The organism is Pseudomonas sp. PA-7-1E (assembly GCF_021605325.1).
Taxonomy (GTDB): domain Bacteria; phylum Pseudomonadota; class Gammaproteobacteria; order Pseudomonadales; family Pseudomonadaceae; genus Aquipseudomonas; species Aquipseudomonas fluorescens_BV.
The window spans coordinates 1-24725 of sequence record NZ_WKFA01000074.1; the positions used below are offsets into that span (position 1 = coordinate 1).

Sequence of the window (24725 nt, forward strand, 5' to 3'; positions counted from 1 at the left end):
AGCCAAAAGTTGGTTGAGGGTTGCCCCTCAACCATAGAATCTCCCACAGGTGATCTGTGCCAGGCGCTGATTCTGTGGGCAATGCATGGCCAATGTGGGAACTGGCTTGCCTGCGATAGCGGTGGTTCAGTTAGAGATTCAGTGACTGACACTCCGCTTTCGCGGGCAAGCCCGCTCCCACAGGTGATCTGTGCCAGGCGCTGATTCTGTGGGCAATACAGGGCCAATGTGGGAGCTGGCTTGCCTGCGATAGCGGTGGTTCAGTTAGAGATTCAGTGACTGACACTCCGCCTTCTCGGGCAAGCCCGCTCCCACAGGGGATCTGTGCCAGGCGCTGATTCTGTGGGCATACAGGGCCAATGTGGGAGCTGGCTTGCCTGCGAAGGCGGTAGTGCCGTCACCGATGCAGCAACTGACACACCGCCCGCAGGCAAACCAATCAGAAGTAATACGGGAATTTCAGGCTGAACGTAAAGTCCGGCGCATCATCGGTCATCCCAATCGCCAGGTTCGGCACGATGGTCAGGTTATCCGAGGCGGCAATCGTCATACCCACGTTGAAGTAGCCCGCGTTGGCATCGCTGGACACCACCGATTGCCAGTCGCCGCCATCCGGCTTGAGTTTGCTCTTGCGCTGCACCAGGTCGGAAACCGAGAACGACATGCTCATCTTCTCGTTCAGGGCAAAGGCGACGCCGACCCCGAACTGGAAGCTGTCGCCCAGGCGCACCTTGCCTCCCACCTTCTGATTGACTTGACTGCTGATGTCATCGAACGAGTCTTCAAAGTTATGGGTGTACGACAACGAACCGAACAACACGGCCGGGTCGAAGGTCTTGACCAGGGAGATGCCCGGCGTGACCGACCAGACCCCGTTGCCCGTGGGCAGGCTTTCGGGCACGTAGAGGTTGTCGTTGTTCGGTTGCTGGACCAGTTTGATGCCAAAAGGCTCCTTGCCCGTCGGTGCCTTGACGCGCACGGATACCACCGCGTCCGGCAAGGTCGAGGTTTCGTCGAGGAACTTGTACGCCACGCCAAAGTTGACATCGCCGATGGTCGGGTCACGGGTCACGGAACCTTCGGAGGTGGCGGTGGCGTCGTTGCCGGCGCCGCCCGACTGGTAGGTGGACTCGCGGTACACCACCGGCACGTTCAGGTCGAACTGCCAGCGGTTGTCGACGTTGTAGCGCCCGGTAAGGTCCAGGGTCCAGCTGTCGGATTTGATCCGGTCCAGGTTGATGTTGCCGAGGAAAATCGAGTCCAGCGCCAGGAAACCATTGAGCGTCAACTGGCGCGCGTCATAACGGGCATAGGTGATGCCGGTTTCCACGCTGAACTTGCCATTGCCGAAAAAGCCGCTGGCTTCGTTGTACAGGTTGCTCACACTTTGCGCAGGGGCCGAGTCGTCCTTGAGGGACTGGCCGTAGGAGCTGCCACCCCCGCCAGCGCCACCGGATGCCGCGGCTGCGCCCGTACCACTAGCCGCGACAGTGTTAGCGCCGTTCTTGAAGTCAGCCGGTGATTTGGCCAGGCGCCTGGGGGCGGGCGTTGCCGGTTGGTCCTCGACCTGACGCACACGTTGTTCCAGCACAGCCAAGGCTTTTTGCTGCACGTCGTAGCGTTGCTTGAGTTCCAGGAGTTCCTTCTTCAGGGTTTCGATGTCAGCGTCTGGCGCGGCATACAGCACGGATGCGGGCAAGAGCGTACTCAAACAAACCACCGCACGTAGCGATAACGATCGATGCATGAAATAAGCCGTCCTTTTCTAATGCGTAAGTGTCGAGGGTCAGCGTAGTTCAATAACCGAGCGTGCGTAGGCCTTTGAGTTGATCCAGGTTGCAGTTCAACGCGGCGTTGTTCAGCCCGTTATTGTTCATCACCACGTTGATCTGGGTGATGTTTCTGACAAGGTTGCTATCGCCGGTCAATACCGTGCCCTGCAGCACGTTCCCCGCGCCGATCTGCTGCAGGCTGTTGCCCTGGTTGTGATTGGCCTGGATGGCCATCTGCACGCCGCCACTGTTGGCCGATACGCTGACACGGCCCGCGGCGCTGTCCCCGGTCACTGTGCCGCCCGCCACCAGCACCTGGCCGGACTGCAGGTTATTGGCGGGGCTAACCCCATTTTCGACGTTGATGCCCACATTGTTGTAGGCGGCGTTGCCATCGCCGGCGGCGCGTACACTTTGGGTCACGCCCTGGCCGCTGCCGAGGCCGGCACCACCGACCACATTTCCGGTGCCCGTGTTGGGGCGCGTGCCTGTACCGGTCGAGCCGGTGGTTTGCACGTAGAACTGTGGGGTAATGGTGGTCTTGTCGATGTGCATGTTGGCCGTGCCCGTGATGTTGTCACCGACGGCATTGGTCCAGGTGCTGCTCATGACAATGCCAAAGCTGATGATGCGCCCCGGCATCACGTAACGGCCACGCAGCTCGGCCATTTCGGCGTCCTTGAGTTCGATGGGTTTGAACCCCGAGGACGCATAAGCAGGCATTGAGGCGGCCAGACACAAGACCGTCAGCCAACGGGAAGTGTTCATCTGCTGCTCCTGGGGCGTCCTGCCCCTTATTGCGCTTCTAGAAGAAGTCGCTCTGGATAAAACCGAAATCCATCAGCTCGGCATCGCCCACAGGCCGGAACTCATTCATCTGGCTCTTGGCGGTCAGCGGCAGGGGCGGGTCGAGCAAGACGTTGGCCTTGTCGTAACCCTCGCCCAGTACGGCGAAGACAATGCCATTCCAGCCTTTGACGAAATCGTCATGGGAATAGCGCTTGTGGCCCAATACGGGGTCACCGATGTACACCCAGTCCTTGTCGGCCCGTTGCAACACCACGAAGTGCTTGTAGCCGCGGATTTCCAGCAGCACCACCACGGGGATTTTCACGGTCAACAGGGTCTCGGGCGCGATCTTGTAGCCCCGGGCACGCATGCCGATGCTTTCGAGGTAGCGCTTCATATCCAGCATGGAAAAGCCCTGGGTTCGTACCAGGTCCTGGTCGGCAGTGACCAGCATGCCTTTGATGATGTGTGCTTCGTCGACGTCCAGCCAATAGGCCTGGCGCAGGATGGTGGCGAGTGCCGCGGCACCGCAGCTGAAATCGGTTTTCTGTTCCACCAGGTTGGCGAACCGGCGCTCGCGAATGCTCTCGACCTTCTTGAAAATCACCGCACCGCCGGGCATGGCGGAGATTGCCATGGTGCCTGCCCAGGTCGTGCCGGTGAGTAACATCAGGAGGGTGAGGGTCGCGATACGCATGATCGAATGACCTGTTGGACACTGAAATAAAAAGGGCCTTGTCGCCAAGGCCCCGTTGGATCAGAAGCGCACGCCGCTGGCGCAGACGCTGCAACCTTGGCCGATCGACAGGCTGTTGCTGCCTTGGTTGCCCGCACCGGATTGCAGGTTGACACCTACGTTGCCGGAGTTGCGGTTAACCGAGTTGTCGAGGCTTGCGTTGTTGGACACGTACTGAGGCTTGCCATAACCATGGCTGCTGGCGGCCGTGTTCAGGTAGCTGTTGTTGAGCGAGTTCTGCTCGGTGTTGGAAGCCGCTGCGATGTTCTTGCCGTCAGCGGTGGTGATGGCCAGGTTGTTTTTACCCTGGTTGCCCTGGCCGGCCTGGCCGTTGTAACCCACGTTGCCGGAGTTGCCGGTGATGGAGCCGTCCAGAGAGGCGTTGTTTTGCGTGCCTTTGTTGACGAAGTTGTTATGCGAGCTGCCTTGGTCGACATCAATCACGGCAAACACGGTGGCGAAGTCGCCTTTGGCACTGGAGATGGCGCCGGCGTTGTCAGCCTGGTTTCCGGAACCTGATTGTGCGTTGACCCCGACATTACCGCTGTTGCTATTTACCGAGTTGTCGGCTGATGCATTGTTCTCGGTGTTGGTGTCATCGAATTTGTTGTGTTCGCTTTTTTGCACATCGGTGACGACAGCGGCCACGGTACCGGTGGGTTGTGGGGTTGGATGCCAGCCACCCGCTTGAGCAGCAGCAGCCATGAGTGCGGCGAGAGCGAAAACCATCGGTTTCAGAGCCATTTGAGGTTTCATGGTGTTTCTCCTTGCTTCTAATTAGTTGGTTAAGTGTTGGTACGGTCTAACGAACGTCTACCAAGCGGTTACTTGATAGTGATGCCCAGGGTGTTAGCCACTCGGTTCCCCACCCCGGCACTCTGGTTCACCTGTGTCACTCCTCGGCTGCCGGTGAAGGCCTGGTCGCTGGTCACGACCTGGCGGCTGCCAGTGGTGGGGGTGAGCCCTGAGTCGGTTGCCAGCGTCGTCGTGTTCTGTTGCAACAGGACGCTGTCATCGATGCTCTGCGGGCCAGGGTTGAGGCTGATCCGCACAGCGTTGATGGATTGGTTATTGGCCCCGGCAGACTGGTTGATGCCCAGCACACCGTTGCCACTGCTGAATGAGTTGCCCTGGATCGCGGCCTTGGCGTTCAGGGACGGGTCGACCTTGCCGTCGACGCGCTGGATGTCGAGGTTGGTGGCCTGGCCACCGAGCGCGATGGCGCGGCTGTTGGACATCTGCTGCCCCGTGCCGGCGGCCTGGTTGATCGACAGCACACCGTCGTACTGCTGGCCGCTGTGGTTGATCACCGCGCTGTTGTCGGCCATTGCCGAGGCGCTGCCCAGCAGGGCGAATATCAACAGGGCGCGCTTCATCACTTGCCCCCCATCATGCTGCCGAGGTTGTTGAGCGGCGCCATGCCACGCTGGACCGAGTCGCTGATCTGCCCGCCAATGCCGCCGCCGCTGCCCGCACCGTGGCCGGCCGCTGCGCCAGCGCCAAGTGTCGACATGCTGTTTTGGGTGGCGCCCAGGCCCGACAAGCTGCCATTGGGCTGAAGGGTGCGGGCGAGGCTGGAACCACTGCTGATGCCGCCGATGTCCCTGTCACTGAGTTCGCCGGTCAGGGCGCTGTTGATCTCTTTGCTGGGGTTGGCGTTGGCGGTATTGGGGTAGGGGTCGGGCAGGGAGGTGCGCCCGTACATGTGGCCCTGCACCGTACGCCCGGTCACGATCACACCGTCACCCGCCTGGCTCGTCAGGCTGACACCTGCACTGAGCACGCAACCGATCAGCAGTACGTTTATCGACGAGGTGTATGTGAGTGTGTTCACGGCGGCATTCCTTATTCTTAACGCTGACCCTAAACAGCGTTGTCAGGGAAAGAGCAGAAGGCGTGCCGCTTTTTATTAGATGTTGATATTCAAGGGGTTGGGATTAAGTCGGGGCAAAGTGATGGCAACTCTGTTTCAGGGTTGAAACAGTCCTGAGCGCTTGAGATATGCCTGTGCTCGCCTCACGCCGTCTCAGCCATGTAACACTGCCTGTGACAGAACCATGAATCCGCACACGGCGGGCGATGCAGGTGAGGGAGGTGTTTCAAAAATGGACACCCGCGGCCCGAACGTACCGCTTCGTGCGAGCGGGCTCAGCCCTTGGGGGTTTTACGCGGAATGGAATTGAGCACGGGGTTGCCGTCCTGGTTTTGGGTCAGGTAGACCGGCAACACCTTGGGCAGGGAGGGCACGAGGTTGTTGACCTCGTTGATGTTATAGATACCGCCGACGCGAATCGCACCGGTACTGGCGTCTGCAAGCATCACCGGCTTTTTCAGGTAGCGGTTGATCAGGGGCAAGGCGTCCGTGAGGGTCAGGTTGTCGAGCACCAGCTTGCCCTGGCGCCATGCCAGCGCGGTGTCATCGGGATTGATAGCGGCGACCTGCGGGGTGGCGTCACCCTGGCGGAAACTGGCTTGCATGCCTGGGCTAAGCGGCACACTGGCATGCTCGCCGTCGCTGGAGATCTGCACCGAGCCCTCCAGTAACATCACCCGCACCTGATCTTCATATTCCCAGACATTGAACTGCGTGCCGGTCACTCGCACCTGGCCTTCGCCGGCCCGCACGATAAACGGGTGGTTGCTGTCGTGCGTGACGTTGAAGAACGCTTCGCCCTTTTTCAGGGTGACACGGCGCTGGTCCTTGTAATGGCTGTAGACCAACTCGGTGCCCAGGTTCAACTCTACTTGGCTGCCATCGCCCAGGGTGACTTTCTTCAAGCCATTGGCTGCTTCGAACCGTTCATATGAGCTGGGCAACCAGCCCGCTTCCCAGCCGGTGAAGGCGGCAAGCGGCAATGCCGCCAGGCACACCGCTGCGGCCACCGCGTAGGTGCGCAAGCGGCTGGGCGGCTTCTTGATTGGGACCACCACCGCCTCAGGCTTGTCGCGGGGCAGATGGTCGGCCACGTCCCAGATCTCGAGCATGGCTGCATATTCGAAGGCGTGCAGCGGATGGGCATCGTGCCATTGGGTAAAAGCCTGACGTTCACCCGCCGTGCAATCTGCAGCATGCAGGCGCATGCACCAATGCGCGGCGGCGTCGGTGATGGCGTCATATTCGGTTTCTGAAAGGGGCTTTTCGCTCATTAACTCATCCTGATTTCCCACATTCTAACCTCCCAAGGTGGACGGCGAGAACCGCATCATGGCGATTGCACATCAATTGGAACTTATTCTTGTTTGTGTGCGCCTAAAAAATCAGGAATTAACCTGTCGTCCACTATGGAGTACGAAAATGTTGAAGAAAACCTTGATCGCCCTGTGTGCTACTTCCGCGCTGTTGAGCGCTGGCGCCGCCATGGCCGACAAGCCGGGTGCAGGCTGGATCACCATTGAGAAAGCCATCGAGGTGGCGAAAACCAAGGCCGGCTACATTGAGGTCTACGCCGCTGAAGCGGATGACAATGGCTATTGGGAAGTCAAAGGTCGCAAGTCCGATGGCATCGTGTATGAGGCGCGCATCGACGGCGCTTCCGGTAACGTGCTGCGTGACCAGAAAGACTGATGCACTCGCCGGGGGCCGTTCAGGCCCCCGGCTCCAGCTGGCGGCCAAGATGGGTGATCAGGTACGTCACCGAGTCGGCGTTGGCCAGGATGGTGTCAATACGCTTATCAGGGACTGACATGAAAATGATCCTCGCGTCCTGCAGGGTCTTGGCGCCAGTAGCCTTGAAAATTTTCTTTTCAATTGCAGAACCAGGCTTAAAGTCTTCCCACAATTCGGTGAGGCTGTCTTGAGTCTTGAACAACATCGTTGCAGGCGTCATCGTCGATAACGCGGTGCTGCGCAAATCTTCCAGGGTGGTTTTAAGCACTTCGGCGCCGGGCCTTGCGACATTGATCAAGTCTGGGAAGGGTCGCATGCTGTCCAGGTAGGCAATGTCCACGGTGTCGAGCTTCAAGTGCGATAATTCGTGAATCAGCGTGCTGGCCCTGGCGTGCGTCGATATGTTGAACGCCACATTCTCCAGCAGACGGTTCTGGTAGACGTCCAGATTGGGGTCGAAGAATCGGCTCAGCAGATACAGCTTGCGTTCTCTGTCGGCGGGAATCATGAATGCATAATCCGACGCCGGATCCTGTCGGCTGGTGCCCGCGACAAAGCGCATGGAGTTCGGACCGGTCAAGCTGGGGTCGGTGAGTTCATCGATGATCTCGCCGATTATTTTTGTGACTCTCAAGACCTGGTCCGGGGTCAGTGTGACGACACCAAACATTTCCCCTAAAAATCGCCCAACCCGGCTGTCGGGGTCGCGTTGTACAGCAAATTGCGCAACGTTGCGGCGGCAGTTCAGCGCGTAATAAGTCGCAAAGTTCAACGCTTCAGTGATGGCTTGGGCTTTCCAATAGGTCAACGCGCCAATATCGCGGATACCGACCGCTTCAATGTTGATATCCCGTACTTCATTGCGCCACGTCTTGAGGTACGACTGAGCCCTGCCGAAGCGCGGCTCCTGGCCGCCCAGCTCCAGTACCCATATGCCCTGCGCATTACGGCCGATGTACGGCCCCACCTGCTCGTCGTTGGCGAGGCGCCAGTGTTGTGCGGCTTTCTTGACGCTATACACCTTGCCGGCCAGCGGAACATAGTATTTCGAGTTTTCCTGGTCTTCATACACCTGGCTGAGCGTGCTCTTTTTCAGGTCTTGCAACGCCACATCCTGTGCCTCGAACGGCTGCAGCCGGGTGCGCGAAGGGCAGGTGATATGCCAGGTGGCGAGGGTGGTGGCTGCGGGCAGTGACTCATCTGTCAGCTCGGCCAGCGAGCGCTCCTTTTCAGTGGGTGGGGCAATGGCGGTGCCGTCCAGCGCACTGCGCAGGGCGGCCATTTGCGCCACGCCCCTGACGAAATCCTTGAATGCAGCCTTCCACTGGTGTAGCTGCAAGGCTTCGGCCGAGCGCTTGAACAAGGTGTAGCTGCGCCATACCACCAGCGGGTAGGCGAGTTTGCCGGCCATGAACTGCACCGCCGTCGGGATGTCCTTGCCGAACAGACGCGTTGCGTGATCCCACAGGGTCTTGGCGCCTTCTTCGAATTGGCTGCCCAGCACCTTGAGCAACATCAATGTGTTTTCACTGAACAGGTAATGCAGCACATTGCCCGTCACTGCCGAAGCGGCCAGGCGGATATCGGGCGGGCTATGCTGGTTGTTTTTCAGCAAGTGGCGGTAAGTGGCCTGATGCGGATCTTCCAGGTGCATAAGCACCCAGTCCTGCAGGGCGCCTGGCCCTTGTATCTCATCCAGTAAGCCCGTTTCATCCGCGTATTCCTTGAACACATGCTGTTCGCTGTACGGCGCGTAGAGCACCCATGGACCCTCGCCGGGAAACTGCGGGCCGATCAGGTACACACCCAGCACCTTGGCGGTACTGGCGCCTTCGGTGGCGATCAGTTCCAGCGGTCGAATCGTCGCCGTGGACCCGCTGAGTGAAGCTCGGGCCACGGCGTCCGGCATATCGAAAATCTGCTGGACCAGGCTCAAGGCTCGCGTGGAAAGCTGCTCCTGCAACCTTTGCTCGTGGGCGTGTTGCAGCGCTTGCCACGGCAACTGACGGCAAAACAGACGCCTGCGTTGGCGTGCATCATCGGTTTGCGCCTCAAGGTGGCTTCGCACCTGTTGCTGATAAGCGCTTTTGAGATCCAGCTGGCGCACCATTTGTATCACGGCACTTGCGTCCAGGGCTTGCGGTAATGGCTTTGCCGTGCGTGAACGCGGGCGGATGTGTTGAACGGTCAGATCTGGCCAGTGCCGCAACGCAAAGTCGGTCAGGTTGTCGACATTCACATCGAGCACTGCATCGGTGGGGATCAGGATGTGATCGGGGTTGAGCGCCTGGCCGGGAAAGCGCGCCTCAAGCAGCGCCATCAGCGTGGTGAAGGCATAAGCACGCAGGGGTTGGATGTCATGCAGGTAGTCGTGTTCATCGTCGGCGTTGTTGCAGTATTGCTCCAGAAGCTCGGCCTGGTGGATTTGGTCCTGGGCCGGCGCCATCCCCAGCCACAGTGGCAGTGCCTGCTGGTTGATCATGGTATCGGCCAGTGTGATTGCCCTGCCAAGGTTAGTGGGCGGAGGCTGTTCGATGACGGCGTCCAACCGGTCCTGCAAGGCACGGGCGCGCAGGCCCATGGATTGCAGGTGATCCACGCCTTCCATGACCGCGTCGTTGTAGCTGTCTACTCGGTCATTCAACAGGTCCTGATCAATACGTTGCAGCGGGCCCTGGCTAAATGCCTGATGGGGCTCGCGCAAGCAGAACGGCAGATTCTCCAGCAGGCTCAAGCTGTTGAGTGGGTGCGCCAGGCGCTGGGTGATTTCATCGCGCAGGGCGTTGATCGAGGCAAAGACTTCGTAGCCCAGGCGCGGGGTCCAGAGCAGCGCCTGGCCCGAGCGCTGCGGGTCGATACCGCCGCGCTCAGTGATCACGAACGTATTGGCCAGCGGTTGTGGCGTATCGACGGCGTTCAAGTCCAACGTCAAGCCATAGGCATCCGGCAAAAATCCGTTAAGGCCATGGCGTGTCAAGCGCGACAGACTGTCGGGCTGAAATAGCGTGTCGAGAATGGCCTGGCTTGTGGGCGCCAGGGTTTTATCCAGCGACCTCAGCTCGGCTTCGCTGCGTAACCCTACCAGCATCGAGTGGGCGTGTTTGGCGTGAGTCTTGACGAGAAACTCATGGGGTTGCTGGCGCATGGCGTGCTTGGAAAACAGCAGCAGGACGCGCTCGATGACGGTGTTGAACGTCTTGAGCGTCATGCTTGGCAATTGCATGAAGACATTGCCTTCGCCCCGTGTATAGAACTTCGTCCTGGACGAGAAGGGCACCGCAGGCGCCTCTTGGGCCAGGCGTTCAATGAAGTGCTCAAGCATGCTCAATGACTGCACTGCCGGACGCTCTTCACGCTCCTGGGCACGCGTGGCGTAGGTATTGATATACACCTCCTCGGCTTTGACTGGCTGTTGCTGCAGTTGCAGTTCAGCGTTGAGCGTGTCAGCGACGATGCTACGTAAGGTCGGGTGATGCGCGCGCTCCATCGCCAGCGCACGCTCAATCGCCCGCAGGTTCTGAAGCTGCAGCCGGGCGCGCTCGGCCTTGACGGTCGAAGGGCGGCCATTACCGCGGGTGACCGGATGCAAGGTCCACCGCCCGTTGGTCTCCAGTGTGGCCAGTTGATTGTCCAGCAAGGCACGTACGTCCAGGGCACTGTCGAGCAGGGCTGCGAGGTCCACTTGGCCATCGCTGCGCCGGTAGATTTCCAGGGCGTGGTTAAGGTTCTCCGTTTGCTTGCGCGCAATGTCTTGTACCAAGGTCACGAACACATTGCCGGGTATCGGCCTTGCCGCGACGGCGATCGGGTCCAGGCCGAGCAGCGTGTCGCGCTCATCCAATGAGAGGAAGTTGAGCCATTCGTCCTCGTAGCCTTCGGCCTTGAGCATGCTCAATAACAGGTCTTTGAGGTCGTCGAGGTTTTCCAGCACCTGTAACCCGCGCGATTGGGTGTAGAGGTACGCGTGGTGCTCGGTGATCATCAAGGTGCTCGCCGGTTCAACGTAATGTTGATGGGGGGCATAAAGGCGCACCTTTTCCACGCTGAGGTTTTCGGCATGGGCGCTGCGGGCGCTTTGGTCGCTGAGGAGCAGGGCCTGAAATGCGTGGCTTTCCTCGGCGGTAATAATCTCGCCCTGGCGCTTGAGCAACACATCGAGGCGAAACTTCTGCGCCACGACCTGGGCAAAAAAATCCACGCGCGAGGTGCCGCTGTCGATATCTTCATTCCAGTAGGTCTGCAGCAGGCTTTCCAACAGCTTCGAGAAAGTACTGGAGCTTTGTTCGATCAAGGCTTCCCAACGCTGGTGATCTTCTTCCCGTTCGGAGGCAGTGAAGCCAGTGGTGTCATGTTTTGGGTTCGAGTATTCGCGTGTCTGCCCTTTGGGCCACCCATGGCGCACATAAAATTGCAGCAGCGCTTCGCTCAAGGTCAGCGAGTTGACCCAACGTGGCGTTGCTTGCTCAGCTTCGCGGGTGAAGACATTGACCCGTGTGTCCCGTTGATCCAGGTGTTTGAAATGGGGGCGGGCCATGACGCTCAGCAGCGTGTCGAGCATGTCAGGCAAGGTCGGGGTTTTTTGCAGGTGGTCGAGCATGGCCTTGACGTTATCCAACTGGCAGGCCTGGAGCATGCGTGCTTGCTCCGGCATGACTTCACCCTCGATGAGCTGAGTGGTCAACACCATGGGCGTGTCAGCGCCCAGCGCATTGCGTTGGTCCATCGACAGGTAGCTCAGCAAAGGGGCGCTCTGCAGTGGGTCTTCCAATTGCTCGATCAACTCGCTCAGCAGGGCGGCGTGGCTGTCATAGACCTGTATGCCGTTATCCGGGGTGTAGAGCAACGCCTTGGCGGCGTCGGGTGTCGGGCTGATCGCGAACGCGCCGGCAAGGGGGATGGGGGGCTTGCCGGAAATGTTGATCAGGACCTTTTCAACGCGCATGGGGTGATCGTGCCGGCTTGTGTCCTGCCGAGACTCGTCGGTAGCCAGGTAAAGGTTGTACAGCCAGTCAAGGTCTTTGGCGGTGAGCCCTAGCGTGCGTTCACGAGCGGTGGGCGAGGCTTTGCCTTGGGGTTTGAGAAACTCAGGGAAGAAATACGGGGGGGTTAAGCGAACCACAGCCTGTCTCCGGCGTGCCAGGAAAAGCACAGGGTAGGCAGGCGCCCGTGGTGCAAGGCGGTAAATATTCAGCGCTGCGCACGTTGACAACGCAGAGCGTGCGTGGTGTTTAATCGAGGGTCTGGATGTCCCATTCGTTGCCCCTTCCAATCATAAAAACGGAGCTTCAAATGTCTGCGCAGTCGACAGTTGCCACCGCTTGTGCCTCGATCCGCTTTGCTGAACTGGTGGAGTTACTTCAACAGGTCTTCGTCCGGCACGGCACATCGCCGCAGGTTGCTGCGATTCTTGCGCACAACTGCGCAAGTGCCGAGCGTGACGGTGCCCACAGTCACGGTATTTTTCGCATCCCCGGTTACCTTTCGACGCTGGCCAGTGGATGGGTCAACGGCACCGCCGTCCCCAGCGTGACCGATGTGGCCTCAGGCTTTGTGCGCGTCGACGCGGGCAATGGTTTTGCCCAGCCGGCCCTGGCAGCGGCGCGCCCGTTGCTGGTGGAGAAGGCACGCAGCGCCGGCATCGCGTTGCTGGCGATCCATAACTCCCATCACTTTGCAGCCCTGTGGCCGGACGTCGAGCCGTTTGCCGAGGACGGGCTGGTGGCACTCAGCGTGGTCAACAGCATGACCTGTGTGGTGCCCCACGGCGCGGATCGCCCGTTGTTCGGCACCAACCCTATCGCGTTTGCGGCACCACGGGCCGACGGTGCGCCGATTGTGTTTGACCTGGCCACCAGCGCCATGGCCCATGGCGACGTGCAAATCGCCGCACGCAAAGGCGAGCGGTTGCCACCGGGCATGGGCGTCGATAGCCTCGGTCAGCCGACCCAGGACCCTAAAGCCATTCTGGAAGGCGGCGCACTGTTGCCATTTGGCGGGCACAAGGGTTCGGCACTGTCGATGATGGTCGAGTTGCTGGCGGCAGCGTTGACGGGCGGCAACTTCTCTTTTGAATTCGATTGGACGGACCACCCAGGCGCGCGTACGCCGTGGACAGGCCAGCTTCTGATCGTGATCGACCCGAGTAAAACCGCAGGGCAAAGCTTCGCCCAACGCAGCCAGGAGCTGGTGCGGCAGATGCATGCGGCGGGGTTGCGTCGATTGCCGGGGGACCGACGCCATCGTACGCGGGCGAAGTCGCAGGAAACCGGGATCGAACTGGACGCGCAGGCGTTGCGCGAGTTGAGGGCGTTGGCGACGGGGTGAAACAGGCTGCGCGATGCGCAGCCTGAATGGATCAGTTACGGCGACCCAGCAACAGGCCGACCACCAGGCCAAAGCCTGCGGAAATGGCCACGGTCTGCCATGGGTGCCCACCGATGTAAGTCTCGGTGGCATCCACAACCGGCTTGCTGCGTTCACGCACGTTGGACACCGATTCCAGGGCTTGCTTGAGTTTGATGGCAACCTGCTCGCGCAGGGTTTCACCTTCCTCGCCCACCAGGGATGCGCTGCTTTTGAGCAGTTTGTCCGACTCTTCGATCAATGCGCTCAGTTCGCTGAACGCTTGGTCCTTGATTTGATCTTCGACAGCTTGGGCGGCGGTTTTGCGGGCCATTGAGTGACTCCTTGCAGGTGGATGTGGCAGTGAACAATGGAGTATCGGGCGGTGGCAAAAGTTGCAGTTTTTTTGCCGGCGCGCTCATCCGAGGCAAAATCCGGATCGGGAACTTTGGGCCTACAGTGTAAGATGTCACCTATTTGTGCAGCAGGTAATTCAACATGAGCTTCAATCTCGCCAACAAGACCCTCGCCGAACGCGCCGAGCTGGAAGATGAAAAGTCGCGCCTCTACGACCTGTGGCAAACCAACCTGGGCAAGGCCAAAGGCGAAGCCGCGCGCTTGTTCGGTGAGCGCGCCAAACGCAAGGGCAAGTGGGCCGAATGGGTACGTGCCGAACTCGATGGCATGTCGCCGCCGGAGTTTTCCAACATGGTGCGCAGTGAAGTCAACAAGCTGATGGCGGCGGCAAAGTAAAGCACGCCACAATCGCTTCGCGCACCTTGAGCAGCAACGGGTCCAACTGAGCCTGGGTGCGCCAGCCCAACTCCACCGGGTAATGCGGTAGCGCCAGCGGGCAGGGCAGCACGCGCAGGCCGGTCATTTGCGCAATGGCGTGGGCCGCATGCCCGGGAATGGTTGCTACTGCGGTGCTGCCTTTGAGCAGATACGGCAACGCGGCAAAGTGGCTGGTGGACGCGCACACGTGGCGGCGCAGCCCGTGCGCCGCCAAGCCTTCATCGGTAATGCCGATAAACCCGCCTGACGACACCAATACATGTTCCCGTGTGACAAACCCTTGCAGGTCGATAGTCTCCTCGCCCGGCGCCAGGCTATGGGGGTCTACCAGGCAACGATAGTCACCTTCCCCCAGTACCTGTCGGCTCAGCCTGCGCTCGGTAAAACCGCCGGCGGTAATGGCCAGGTCCAGCGTGCGGTCGAGCAGGGCGGCGGCGACGATCTGGCTGTAGGTCTGGCGAAAGATCACCCGTAGCTTGGGCAGGCGCAGTGCGATGGCCTCCATCAGGCTTCGGCCATAGGCAATCTCGAAGTCATCTGACAGCCCCAGCACCACCGAGCGGCCCTCGTAGTGCAGGTTTTGCGGGCTGATCATCGCCAGGCTCTGGCGGCAGCGATCCAATGCCTCACTGATCACCGGTTTCAACTGGTTGGCACGCAATGTGGGCGCCAGGCCGCGTCCGGTGCGCACGAACAAAGGGTCACCATACAGCTCGCGCAAACGCCGCAAGCCCGCGCTGATCGCCGACTGCGTCACGCCCAAACGCAGCGCCGCACGGCTGGCACTGGACTCGTCGTGCAGGGCTTCGAAGGTTTTGAGCAGGTTCAGGTCAACCTGGGCGATATTCATTTGGCTCATATCATTTAGCACTGAGGTGGGCTTTATTCATGATCGAGTCTGGCCGGAGAATGGGCAACCCCTATCTATCGGAGTGAGCCTGATGCCCGTATCGACTGTCGCAGCCCTGCAAATCGGCGCCTTGCCTGGCGGCAAGGCTGAAACCCTGGCGCAGATCCTGGCCTATGAGGATCAAATCCAGCGCAGTGGCGCGCACTTGGTGGTCATGCCCGAGGCGTTGCTGGGCGGCTATCCCAAGGGCGAAAGCTTTGGCACGCAATTGGGTTATCGCCTGCCCGAGGGCCGGGAAGCCTTTGCACGGTATTTTGCCAATGCCATTGACGTGCCGGGGCCAGAAACCGAGGCGCTGGCCGGGATGTCGGCGCGTACCGGTGCCAGCCTGGTGCTGGGCGTGATCGAACGCAGTGGCAGCACGCTGTACTGCACGGTGTTGTATTTCGAACCCTCGGGCGGCCTGGTGGCCAAGCACCGCAAGCTGATGCCGACCGGCACCGAGCGGCTTATCTGGGGCAAGGGCGACGGCTCGACCCTGCCGGTGATCGACACCGCGGTGGGGCGTATCGGCGGCGCGGTGTGCTGGGAAAACATGATGCCGTTGCTGCGCACCGCGATGTATGCCAAGGGCGTTCAGGTGTGGTGTGCACCCACCGTGGACGAGCGCGACATGTGGCAGGTGAGCATGCGCCATATTGCCCATGAAGGGCGTTGCTTTGTGGTCAGCGCCTGCCAGGTGCAGGCATCGCCCGAGGCCTTGGGTGTGGAGGTTGCCAACTGGCCGGTGGACCGTCCGTTGATTGCCGGCGGCAGCGTGATCGTCGGGCCCATGGGCGATATTTTGGCGGGGCCGTTAGTGGGCGAGGCGGGGTTGTTGACGGCGCAGATCGATACTGATCAGTTGGTGCGGGCCCGCTACGACTACGACGTAGTGGGGCATTACGCCCGGCCGGATATTTTTGAATTAGTGGTGGACGAGCGCGCCAAGCCAGGCGTTCGCTGTATCACTGACTAAACGCAATCAACCTGTGGGAGCTGACTTGCCTGCGATAGCGGCGTGTCATTCAATTCATCAGTTACTGACGCACCGCCATCGCAGGCAAGCCAGCTCCCACATTTGGTTTTCAGCCACTTACCAGGTGGCGGTGTTCGGCAAGTCCAGGGTGCCACGCTCTACAAAGCGCATGGTGCCAAACAGTCCGCCCGCCAGTTTGCCGCGCAGCACGTAGGGCAGGTTGTTCAGGCTTTGGGTCTGGCTCAGGCCCAGGGTCTGGCGCAACACCGAAAACGCCGAAACGCTGACCGGCACCATCAATACGGTTTCAGAAAAGCGTGGGATGCTGCCAGCCTGATCGCTGACGCCAGAAGCGAGTGGCCGGCCATTGACCTCCAGATCCAGGGCCACGCCGTTGTAGTCGATTGCCGCTTCATTGGGGTTTTGCACCCGCAGTTTCACGGCAAAACGCACTTCCAGGTCCTGGCTTTGCAGCGGCTCGATGCCCACCACATTGATGTTCACCGGGTCGCGGTTGGGAAACAGTGCACAGGCGCTCAAGGTCAGCAGCAACAGCGATAGAACCATGAGCTTGCGCATAAAGAAATGCTCCTACTTTTGGGTGACGTCCGGGTCCTGCATGACCTTGAGGGTAGAGGACTCCGGCTCGAATTCATCTTCTTCCAGCTCTATGAACTCTTCGGGCAGGAAAATGTTCAGCAGGATTGCACAGAATGCACCCACGGTGATCGGCGATTCGAAGATGTTGTGCAGCGCCTTGGGCAGCTCGCGCAGCACTTCGGGCACCGCGGCGACGCCCAGGCCCATGCCTAGGGAAATTGCCACGATCAGCACATTACGCCGATGCAGGCCCGCTTCGGCGAGGATCTTGATCCCGGCCACGGCCACGGTGCCGAACATGATCAGGGTCGCACCGCCGAGTACGGGTTTGGGCATCAGTTGCAGCACCGCGCCGATCATCGGGAACAACCCCAGCAGCACCAGCAGGCCAGCAATGAAGTACGCCACGTAGCGGCTGGCCACGCCGGTCAATTGGATCACGCCGTTGTTCTGGGCAAAGGTCACCATCGGCAGGCTGTTGAAGGTGGCGGCCATCGCGGAGTTGAGGCCGTCGGCCAGCAGGCCGGACTTGATGCGTTTGATATACAGCGGGCCCTTGACCGGTTGCTGGGAAATCATCGAGTTGGCGGTCAGGTCGCCGGCGGCTTCCAGGGGCGAAATCAGGAAGATCACCGCCACCGGGATAAACGCCACCCAGTCGAACGAGAAACCGTACTTGAACGGCACCGGCACGCTGATCAGCGGCACCTGGGGCAGGGCGGCCATGTCGACGCGGCCCAGCAGCCACGCCACTACGAAGCCCAGGGTCAGGCCGATCACGATCGAACCCAGGCGCAGGAACGGGTTGTTGAAGCGGTTGAGTACCACGATGGTCAGCAGCACCAAGGCCGCCAGGCCCATGTTGCCTGCGGCGCCCAAGTCGCTGGCGCCATAGCCGCCAGCCATGTCGGTGACTGCCACCTTGATCAGTGACAAGCCCATCAAGGTGATGATGGTGCCGGTCACCACCGGGGTGATCAGTTTACGCAGTTTGCCGATGAACTGGCTGAGCACCACTTCGATAAACGCCGCGAAAAAGCAGATGCCAAAGATCGTCGAGAGGATTTCATCGGTGCCGCCGCCCCGGGCCTTGACCATGAACCCAGCGCTCAAGATCACGCTGATAAAGGAAAAACTGGTGCCTTGCAGGCACAACAGCCCCGAACCCACCGGCCCGAAAGTGCGCGCCTGCACAAAGGTGCCAAGCCCCGAGACAAACAGCGCCATGCTCACCAGGTACGGCACTTCGCTTTCCAGCCCCAGTACGCCGCCGACGATCAGGGTGGGCGTGATGATGCCGACAAAACTCGCCAACACATGCTGCAACGCGGCAAAAATCGCGGCGGTGAAGTGCGGGCGGTCTTCGAGGCCGTACATGAGGTCGGATTTATAGCGCGGGCGGCGGGCTTGAGCGTCAGACAAAATGATGGCTCGGGTCAGAAAATGGAGGCGCAGGATGCCAGAAAGTGCCAGGCGTCTGAAGTGTAAAAAAATATTTATAAAAACCCTGCGCTAAAGCCGTGGCCCAGCCGATATCAAGCATAGGCCCACACTACAACGACAACAGTGGTGACCAAGGTCTGGGCAGCGCGTTGACGCTGACGGATCGTTTCGCGGCAAGGATGCACGCAAACACTACTTCTGAGAGCAGCCCTATGTCCCTCCGTCACCTGAATATTGCCCCTCGCGCGTTTATCGGTTTTGCCTTCATTGCGGTTCTAGTGGTGCTGTTGGGCGTGTTTGCGGTCAACCGTATGACGCAAATGCGCCAATCCTCCCAGGACATGAGCGCGAACCAGCTGCCCAGCATGACTCACCTGGGCACCATCACCGAAAACGTGCTGCGCATGCGCATCCTGTCGTTTCGCGTGCTGGTCAACCGCGAGCCTGCCGCCCTGCAGGAAGCCGAGACGCGCATTGGCGTGCTGGCTGACAAGGTCAAGACCGCCCAGGCCAAATACGCCACGCTGCCTGCAGGCGCGGAGGAGGCTGCGCTGTACAAAGCCTTCGGCGTCACCCTGGACAACTACCTCAAAGCCCAGGCCGAGATGGTGGCATTGTCCAAGCAGGGCAAGGTCGATGAGATGCGCGCCCTGATCAACAGCCGTATCAAGGACGGCACTGACCAGATGGGCGAGCAACTGAACAAGCTGATCGCCATCAATGCGGCCGACGCCAAGCAGGCCGACGAGGATGCCGGGCAAAGCTACGAAGGAGCGATCACCGGTGTGGTGGCGGTCTCCGTGGTGGCGGCATTGCTCACCGTGCTGCTGGCCTGGTTGCTGACCCGCAGTATCGTGACCCCGTTGCGCAAGGCTGTGGAAGTGGCTGAAACCATTGCCGCCGGCAACCTGAGCAAAACCATCGAGGACGATGGCAAGGACGAACCGGCACGGTTGCTCAGTGCGCTGTCGACCATGCAAGCCAGCCTGCGCCAGACCATCCAGCACATCGCCGGCTCGGCCACGCAACTGGCTTCGGCCGCAGAAGAATTGAGCGCGGTCACCGAGGAGGCCTCCCGTGGCCTGCAACAGCAGAACAATGAAATCGACCAGGCCGCCACGGCCGTCAATGAGATGACGGCGGCAGTGGAGGAGGTGGCGCGTAACGCGGTTTCCACCTCCGAGGCGTCCGGGCAGTCCAACCAGGCGGCGCGGGAAGGCCGTGATCGGGTGATGGAAACCGTCGGCGCGATCCAGACCATGACTCAGGACGTGCAGAACACCTCCGCGATGATCGAGGGCCTGGCCGCTCAGGGCCGGGATATCGGCAAGGTGCTGGATGTGATCCGCGCGATCGCCGAGCAAACCAACCTGCTGGCGCTCAACGCAGCGATTGAAGCCGCCCGTGCCGGCGAGGCCGGACGTGGATTTGCGGTGGTCGCCGATGAAGTGCGCGCCCTGGCCCATCGCACCGCGCAGTCGACCCAGGAAATCGAGAAAATGGTCGCCGGCATCCAGAACGGTACCGGGGAGGCGGTGCAGTCCATGCAACAGAGCAACCAGCGCAGCCAGACCACCCTGGAAATGGCACGTGCAGCCGGCGCCTCACTGGAGCAGATCACTGCGTCTATCAGCCTGATCAACGAACGCAACCTGGTGATTGCCAGCGCTTCGGAAGAACAGGCCCAGGTCTCCCGCGAGGTGGACCGCAACCTGGTCAACATCCGCGACCTGGCCACCCAGTCGGCGGCGGGCGCCAACCAGACCAGCGCGGCCAGCCATGAACTGTCGAGGCTGGCGGTGGATTTGAATGGGATGGTGGCCAGGTTCGTCGTCTAACTGCTGCCACAACACCCTGTGGGAGCTGGCTTGCCTGCGATAGCAATCTTACAGTCGGCACATCATGGGTTGGCTTACCGCTATCGCAGCATAGGGATCTACACAACTTGGGCCGGTGCTGGACCTGTGGCGAGGGCGCTTGCTCCCGTGACGGACTGACAGCCGACGCTGATCTAACTGACGCGCCGCAATCCAAATGTGGGAGCTGGCTTGCCTGCGATGGCAGCCTTACAGCCGACCAGGATGTTGGATCTGACCGCGTACATATCCGTTCCTGCGGTAACGGCCACCTATGGTTCCGCTCTTACAGCGGGTCACTTTTGGAAAGGCCCAAAAGTAACCAAAAGGCCTTCGCCCCACCACTCGGCACCTCGCCTAGGCTCGGTGTGCCCGAACGCAGGCTTGAATCCGTGGGCCGCCGCCACGCGCCATCCATGGCGCGGGGCGGCTAACCCGGCGTCCTGCCGGGTTGCCCACGACTTCAAGCCTGCGTTCGGCCAGCGTGGTTTGACGGGGCGCTTCAGATCAAAAGCCAGATCAAGAGCGGCTCGCTTAGCATCGTGGTTACCGTCGATCGCTTCAGAGTTGTGTAGATACCTATGGCTATCGCAGGCAAGCCAGCTTCCACCTTTGCTCTTGTGTTGTGTCAGTGCCGCCATGCCCCTGGATTCACCAGGTTTACCGGCTTTTCGCCAGCCAATGCCGCCAGGAGATTATCCACCGCACACTTGGCCATCGCCTCCCGCGTCTCATGGGTGGCGGAGCCGATATGCGGCGTGGCTACCACATTGTTCAACCTCAGCAACGGCGATGCGTGATCCAGCGGCTCCTTCTCAAACACATCCAACCCCGCCGCGCGGATAGTGCGTTGCTGCAACGCCTGCACCAGGGCCGCCTCGTCCACCACCTTGCCTCGGGAGATATTGATAAAAATCGTCTCCGGCCCCATCAGCGCGAATTCCTCGGCGCCAATCAACTTCTCGGTCTCAGCGGTCAACGGCAGGGTCAGGCAGACAAAATCAGCCTCTTTGAGCAAGTCCTGCAAGCTGCGGTACTGCGCGCCAAAGCGCGCTTCAACCGCCGGCTTGGGTGAGTGGCTGTGGTAGATCACTGGCATGCCGAAGCCACAATGCCCGCGTTGGGCCAGGGCTTCGCCGATGCGGCCCATGCCGATAATGCCCAGGGTCTTGCCATGTACATCGCTGCCAAAATGCGCCGGGCCGATGTTTTTGTTCCATTGGCCGGCGCGCACCATGTCGGCCAGCTCGACCACGCGCCGGGCGGTGGCCAGGATCAGCGTAAAGCCGGTGTCGGCGGTGGTTTCGGTGAGCACGTCTGGAGTGTTGCTGAGCAGGATGCCGCGTTGGGTCAGGTAATCGATATCGTAGTTGTCGACGCCCACCGAGACGCTGGCCACTGCTTCCAGCTTGGGTGCCAGGTCGAGCAACTGGGCATCCAGGCGCAGGCTTGCACCCAGCAGGCCGTGGGCGGTGGGGAGGGCATCGCGCAGCTTGGCCAGGCCGGTTTCATCCAGTGCGTCAATCAGCGTGACGTCGACCTGTTCGTGCAGGCGAGCCATGAGCGGCGTGGACAGTTTTTTGTACAGCACGACAGATTTTTTCATGAGGTTTTTACCTTCAACTCCAGGGTTGGCGTCGGCGAGCGGTCACTGGCGCCGGGCTTGAGGAAAATCGTCAGCACCACGGAAAGCAGCAGCGCTCCGCTCATCAGCAGGTACGAAGCGCCGGGCGAGCCGGTGCTGCTGTTGAGGTAGCCCACCAGGTACGAGCCACCGAACGAGCCCAGGGCGCCCATGCTGTTGATCAGCGCCATGGCACCACCGGCGACGTTGGCCGGGAGGATTTCCGGGACGATGGCGAAAAACGGGCCGTAGGGTGCATACATGCAGGCCCCGGCGATCACCAGCAGGGTGTAGGACCACCAGAAGTGTTCGGCGCCCAGCACGTAGGACGCGTAGAAGGCAATCGACGCAATCAATAGCGGCGGCCAGACAAAACGCTTACGTTTCTGCAGCTTGTCCGAACCCCAGGACACCACGAGCATGCCAATCACCGCCGCCAGATAGGGCAGGGCCGAGAGCCAGCCGGCTTCGACCATGTCCATCTGCAAACCGGCCTTGAGGATTGATGGCAACCACAGCACGAAGCCGTACACGCCAATGCTCCAGCAGAAAAACTGCAACGCGAGAATGATCACCTTGGGCGAACGGAACGCCTCGGCGTAGTTTTTCACGGCCTTGATCCCCACCTGCTCGGCGGCGAGGGCGGTTTCCAGGCTGTGCTTTTCGGCGTCGCTCAGCCACTTGGCATCCTTGGGGCGCTCATCGGCCAGCTTCCACCAGATAAACGCCCACAACACCGCCGGCAGGCCCTCGATGATGAACATCCAGCGCCAGCTGAAATGCTGCACCAGGTAGCCCGACACCACCGACATCCACAGCATGGTGACCGGGTTGCCGAGGATCAGGAACGTGTTGGCCCGTGAGCGTTCGGCACGGGTGAACCAGTGGCACAGGTACACCAGCATGGCCGGCATCACGGCGGCCTCGACCACCCCGAGCATGAAGCGGATGACGATCAGCATGTAGGCGTTGGACACCACGCCAGTCAGTGTCGCCAAGCCGCCCCAGAGGATCAGGCTGACGAAGATCAGTTTCTTGACGCTGCGCTTTTGCGCGTAGATCGCCCCCGGCACCTGGAAGAAAAAGTAGCCAAGGAAAAACAGCGCACCGAGCAGCGAAGACATGCCTGGCGTGATCATCAGGTCTTCGGCCATGCCGGACGCGGCGGCGAAGCCGTAGTTGGCGCGGTCGAGGTAGGCCAGGCTGTAGGTGATAAACACGATAGGCATGATGTACCACCAGCGACGGGTGGCGAGTTTCACGGTTTCCATGGGGTTGCTCCTGAGCTTGTTGTAGTTGTGGCAACAGGTAATGGGTCACGCAACGGATCGGGTGGGTAATTCAGCGCGGGTCGGCAAACCTTCCATATCGCCACGGCTCTGCACGGCGCGGCTGCCGATCCAGTTACCACGCTGTACGGCCTCGGGGAAGCTCAAGTTTTCCAGCAGGGCGCTGATCATGCCCACGGCAAAGCCATCGCCGGCGCCCACGGTATCCACGACCTTGGCCACCGGTACGGCGGCGACAAAACCCTGGTCCATATGGGTGCGGTAATAGGCGCCCTCGGCACCGAGCTTGATCGCCACGGCTTCGGCGCCCTGGTCGAGATAGAACGCGGCGATGTCTTTCGGGTCGTCAAAACCGGTCAGCAGGCGACCTTCGCCCAGGCCCGGCAGGACCCAGTCGGCCAAAGCGGCCAGCGCATTGATTTCGCGAATCATCTGCGCCTGGCTGGCCCACAGGGACGGGCGCAGGTTCGGGTCGAACGACACACTGCGCCCGGCCTTGCGCATTTGGGTCATCAGCTCGAACGACAGTGTGCGAGTGGCATCGGACAGCGCTGGCGGAATGCCGGTGGTGTGCAGATGGCGGGCTTGCAGCAGCGTCGGATGGATGGCATCGATGGACAAGTGGCTGGCCGCCGAGCCTCTGCGAAAGTACTCCACTTGAGGATCTGCGCCGGCCTCTTCCCGGGATTTGAGTTGAAAGCCGGTGGGGTGCAGCGGGTCGACGGCCACATGGTGGCAATCGAGTCCTTCTTTAGTCAGGGTATCGACCACAAAACGCCCGAGGGAATCGTTACCCACGCGGCTTAGCCAGGCCACGTTGAACCCCAGGCGCGACAGGCCGATGGCGACGTTGCTGTCGGCGCCGGCAATGCGTTTGTGAAACTGCCCGACCTGCGCCAGGTCGCCGGTCTGTTCGGCGACAAACATCGCCATGGTTTCGCCAAACGACAGGATATCGATCTCAGACATGGGCGTTCTCCACATGGGGTTGGCCAAGGCGGGCCAGGGTCGCGACCTGTTGCGCGGTGACTTCGATCAGGTCATCGCCCTGCAACGGAAATTCCACTGCCCGGGTAATACCTTGAGTCATGTGTTTAAGCAGTTGTTCCCACAGATGCAGGTCGGTGGCGCCCGGCGGCAAGGCGACGAGCTTGCCATCGGCGCGACGGGCCACGGCCTTGCAGTGCAGGTAATCCACATGCCGGCCCAGCAACCGCGCAGCAGTGAGCGCGGACTGGTCTTGCCACTGCCAGTTACCGATGTCGAAGGTCATTTTCACCGGCAGGCCCAGGCGTTCGACTTCGGTAAAAAACCGTTGCATCGGTTCAATGCGCCCGCCGTGCAGGGTCTGGTCGTTTTCCACCAGCAGCTTGACCGGGTGGCGATTGAGCAGGGCGTGCAGGCTCTCCAGATCGTTGGTGTCGGTGAAATAACCCAGGGACACCTTCAACCAGCCCGAGCCAAAAGCCTGGGCGCGGTCCAGGGTAGCGGCCAGCTCGGCATTGGGCTGGGCTCGGCCGGCGACCCAGAGTTCCAGGGGCGAGGAAAACACGCTGTCCAGGCCTTTCGCGGCAGCGGCCTGGGCCAGGGTGGCGGGGTGTTCTTCGGTCAGCAGCTCCTCACGCCATTCAATGCGCTGGGCACCGGCAGCGCAGAGCAGCGCGACAAAACTCAATTGGCCCTGCTGGCGAACCAGGTCGGCGCCGTAGCTGGAAAGGCTGATGGAGACGGGGTATTTATGCATTGTTGTTTACCTCTGAAACCGGTTTCATTTTTATCAACAAGAACACACTGACTGCTTGTGGCGAGGGAGCTTTCTTCCCTTCTACTGCGCAGCCGTCTCCAAATTAGCGCTCGGGTTCTGTTCTGAAGAACCACTGGGGCCGGAATAGGGCTGCTTCGCACGCCAGCTGGGGCAAGCTCCCTCCCCCCAAAGGGGGATTCCAGGCCCCTAAAGGGTGAGAACACCCCGGCGGAAACGCCCAAACACACCCCGTACGATTT

21 protein-coding genes are annotated in these 24725 nt (G+C 60.6%); 5 read left to right on the forward strand and 16 right to left on the reverse strand.

Features of this window, described 5'->3' with window-relative positions; translation table 11 throughout:
* Positions 1–439: 439 nt before the first annotated feature.
* The 7 genes from GIW79_RS26865 to GIW79_RS26895 form a co-directional block, all read right to left on the reverse strand.
* A complete protein-coding gene (locus tag GIW79_RS26865) occupies positions 440–1747 on the reverse strand; it encodes a hypothetical protein (RefSeq protein WP_034127716.1) in 1308 nt (435 codons plus the stop codon).
* 49 nt (positions 1748–1796) lie between these two features.
* Complete coding sequence (locus tag GIW79_RS26870) at positions 1797–2540, reverse strand: hypothetical protein (protein ID WP_034127715.1); 744 nt, start codon at positions 2538–2540, stop codon at positions 1797–1799.
* 37 nt (positions 2541–2577) lie between these two features.
* Positions 2578–3258: a C39 family peptidase gene (locus GIW79_RS26875; RefSeq protein WP_019817800.1), complete on the reverse strand. Its 681-nt coding sequence runs from the start codon at positions 3256–3258 to the stop codon at positions 2578–2580.
* Positions 3259–3318: 60 nt separating this feature from the next.
* Entirely contained in the window at positions 3319–4053 is a 735-nt protein-coding gene (locus GIW79_RS26880; protein ID WP_003190893.1) for a hypothetical protein, read from the reverse strand.
* A 68-nt stretch (positions 4054–4121) separates the two neighbouring features.
* Positions 4122–4673, reverse strand: coding sequence for a hypothetical protein (locus tag GIW79_RS26885; RefSeq protein WP_054897483.1), 552 nt, complete (start codon positions 4671–4673; stop codon positions 4122–4124).
* Complete coding sequence (locus GIW79_RS26890) at positions 4673–5131, reverse strand: hypothetical protein (RefSeq protein WP_236455608.1); 459 nt, start codon at positions 5129–5131, stop codon at positions 4673–4675. The genes GIW79_RS26885 and GIW79_RS26890 overlap by 1 nt, the downstream gene beginning before the upstream one ends.
* A gap of 314 nt (positions 5132–5445) precedes the next feature.
* Entirely contained in the window at positions 5446–6444 is a 999-nt protein-coding gene (locus GIW79_RS26895; protein ID WP_236455599.1) for a FecR family protein, read from the reverse strand.
* Between the two features lie 148 nt (positions 6445–6592).
* On the opposite strand from GIW79_RS26895, the gene GIW79_RS26900 reads away from it, so the two are divergent.
* Complete coding sequence (locus GIW79_RS26900; RefSeq protein WP_014718736.1) at positions 6593–6862, forward strand: PepSY domain-containing protein; 270 nt, start codon at positions 6593–6595, stop codon at positions 6860–6862.
* Positions 6863–6881: 19 nt separating this feature from the next.
* On the opposite strand, the gene GIW79_RS26905 is transcribed toward GIW79_RS26900, so the two are convergent.
* Complete coding sequence (locus GIW79_RS26905; protein WP_236455597.1) at positions 6882–12023, reverse strand: dermonecrotic toxin domain-containing protein; 5142 nt, start codon at positions 12021–12023, stop codon at positions 6882–6884.
* A gap of 170 nt (positions 12024–12193) precedes the next feature.
* Between GIW79_RS26905 and GIW79_RS26910 the strand changes: the two genes are divergently transcribed.
* Positions 12194–13228, forward strand: a complete 1035-nt coding sequence (locus GIW79_RS26910; protein WP_054897479.1) for an Ldh family oxidoreductase — start codon at positions 12194–12196, stop codon at positions 13226–13228.
* Positions 13229–13259: 31 nt separating this feature from the next.
* Here GIW79_RS26910 and GIW79_RS26915 read toward each other — a convergent pair whose 3' ends face one another.
* On the reverse strand, positions 13260–13580 hold the full coding sequence (locus GIW79_RS26915; RefSeq protein ID WP_019817806.1) for a DUF883 family protein: 321 nt from the start codon (positions 13578–13580) through the stop codon (positions 13260–13262).
* A gap of 164 nt (positions 13581–13744) precedes the next feature.
* Between GIW79_RS26915 and GIW79_RS26920 the strand changes: the two genes are divergently transcribed.
* On the forward strand, positions 13745–13999 hold the full coding sequence (locus GIW79_RS26920) for a hypothetical protein (protein WP_003190904.1): 255 nt from the start codon (positions 13745–13747) through the stop codon (positions 13997–13999).
* On the opposite strand, the gene GIW79_RS26925 is transcribed toward GIW79_RS26920, so the two are convergent.
* The gene (locus GIW79_RS26925; RefSeq protein WP_054897478.1) at positions 13971–14891 is read right to left on the reverse strand and encodes a LysR family transcriptional regulator; all 921 of its coding nucleotides are present in this window, start codon (positions 14889–14891) and stop codon (positions 13971–13973) included. The genes GIW79_RS26920 and GIW79_RS26925 overlap by 29 nt on opposite strands.
* A gap of 91 nt (positions 14892–14982) precedes the next feature.
* On the opposite strand from GIW79_RS26925, the gene GIW79_RS26930 reads away from it, so the two are divergent.
* Entirely contained in the window at positions 14983–15909 is a 927-nt protein-coding gene (locus GIW79_RS26930; RefSeq protein ID WP_057977527.1) for a carbon-nitrogen hydrolase family protein, read from the forward strand.
* 117 nt (positions 15910–16026) lie between these two features.
* Here GIW79_RS26930 and GIW79_RS26935 read toward each other — a convergent pair whose 3' ends face one another.
* The gene (locus tag GIW79_RS26935) at positions 16027–16488 is read right to left on the reverse strand and encodes an LEA type 2 family protein (protein WP_003190908.1); all 462 of its coding nucleotides are present in this window, start codon (positions 16486–16488) and stop codon (positions 16027–16029) included.
* 12 nt (positions 16489–16500) lie between these two features.
* Positions 16501–17931, reverse strand: a complete 1431-nt coding sequence (locus tag GIW79_RS26940; protein ID WP_054897476.1) for a nucleobase:cation symporter-2 family protein — start codon at positions 17929–17931, stop codon at positions 16501–16503.
* 233 nt (positions 17932–18164) lie between these two features.
* Between GIW79_RS26940 and GIW79_RS26945 the strand changes: the two genes are divergently transcribed.
* A complete protein-coding gene (locus GIW79_RS26945) occupies positions 18165–19790 on the forward strand; it encodes a methyl-accepting chemotaxis protein (protein ID WP_020301098.1) in 1626 nt (541 codons plus the stop codon).
* Between the two features lie 646 nt (positions 19791–20436).
* Here the strand turns inward: GIW79_RS26945 and GIW79_RS26950 are convergent.
* Genes GIW79_RS26950 through GIW79_RS26965 form a run of 4 tightly spaced genes read right to left on the reverse strand, consistent with a single transcriptional unit; the run spans position 20437 to position 24465 of the window.
* Complete coding sequence (locus GIW79_RS26950; RefSeq protein ID WP_236456505.1) at positions 20437–21414, reverse strand: 2-hydroxyacid dehydrogenase; 978 nt, start codon at positions 21412–21414, stop codon at positions 20437–20439.
* Positions 21411–22703 carry an MFS transporter gene (locus tag GIW79_RS26955; protein ID WP_034127684.1) on the reverse strand — a complete coding sequence of 431 codons (1293 nt, stop codon included), beginning with the start codon at positions 22701–22703 and terminating at the stop codon, positions 21411–21413. Before GIW79_RS26955 ends, GIW79_RS26950 begins: the two co-directional genes overlap by 4 nt.
* 45 nt (positions 22704–22748) lie before the next feature.
* Positions 22749–23690, reverse strand: coding sequence for a sugar kinase (locus GIW79_RS26960; protein ID WP_089042594.1), 942 nt, complete (start codon positions 23688–23690; stop codon positions 22749–22751).
* Complete coding sequence (locus tag GIW79_RS26965; RefSeq protein ID WP_236456503.1) at positions 23683–24465, reverse strand: sugar phosphate isomerase/epimerase family protein; 783 nt, start codon at positions 24463–24465, stop codon at positions 23683–23685. Before GIW79_RS26965 ends, GIW79_RS26960 begins: the two co-directional genes overlap by 8 nt.
* Positions 24466–24725: the final 260 nt, after the last annotated feature.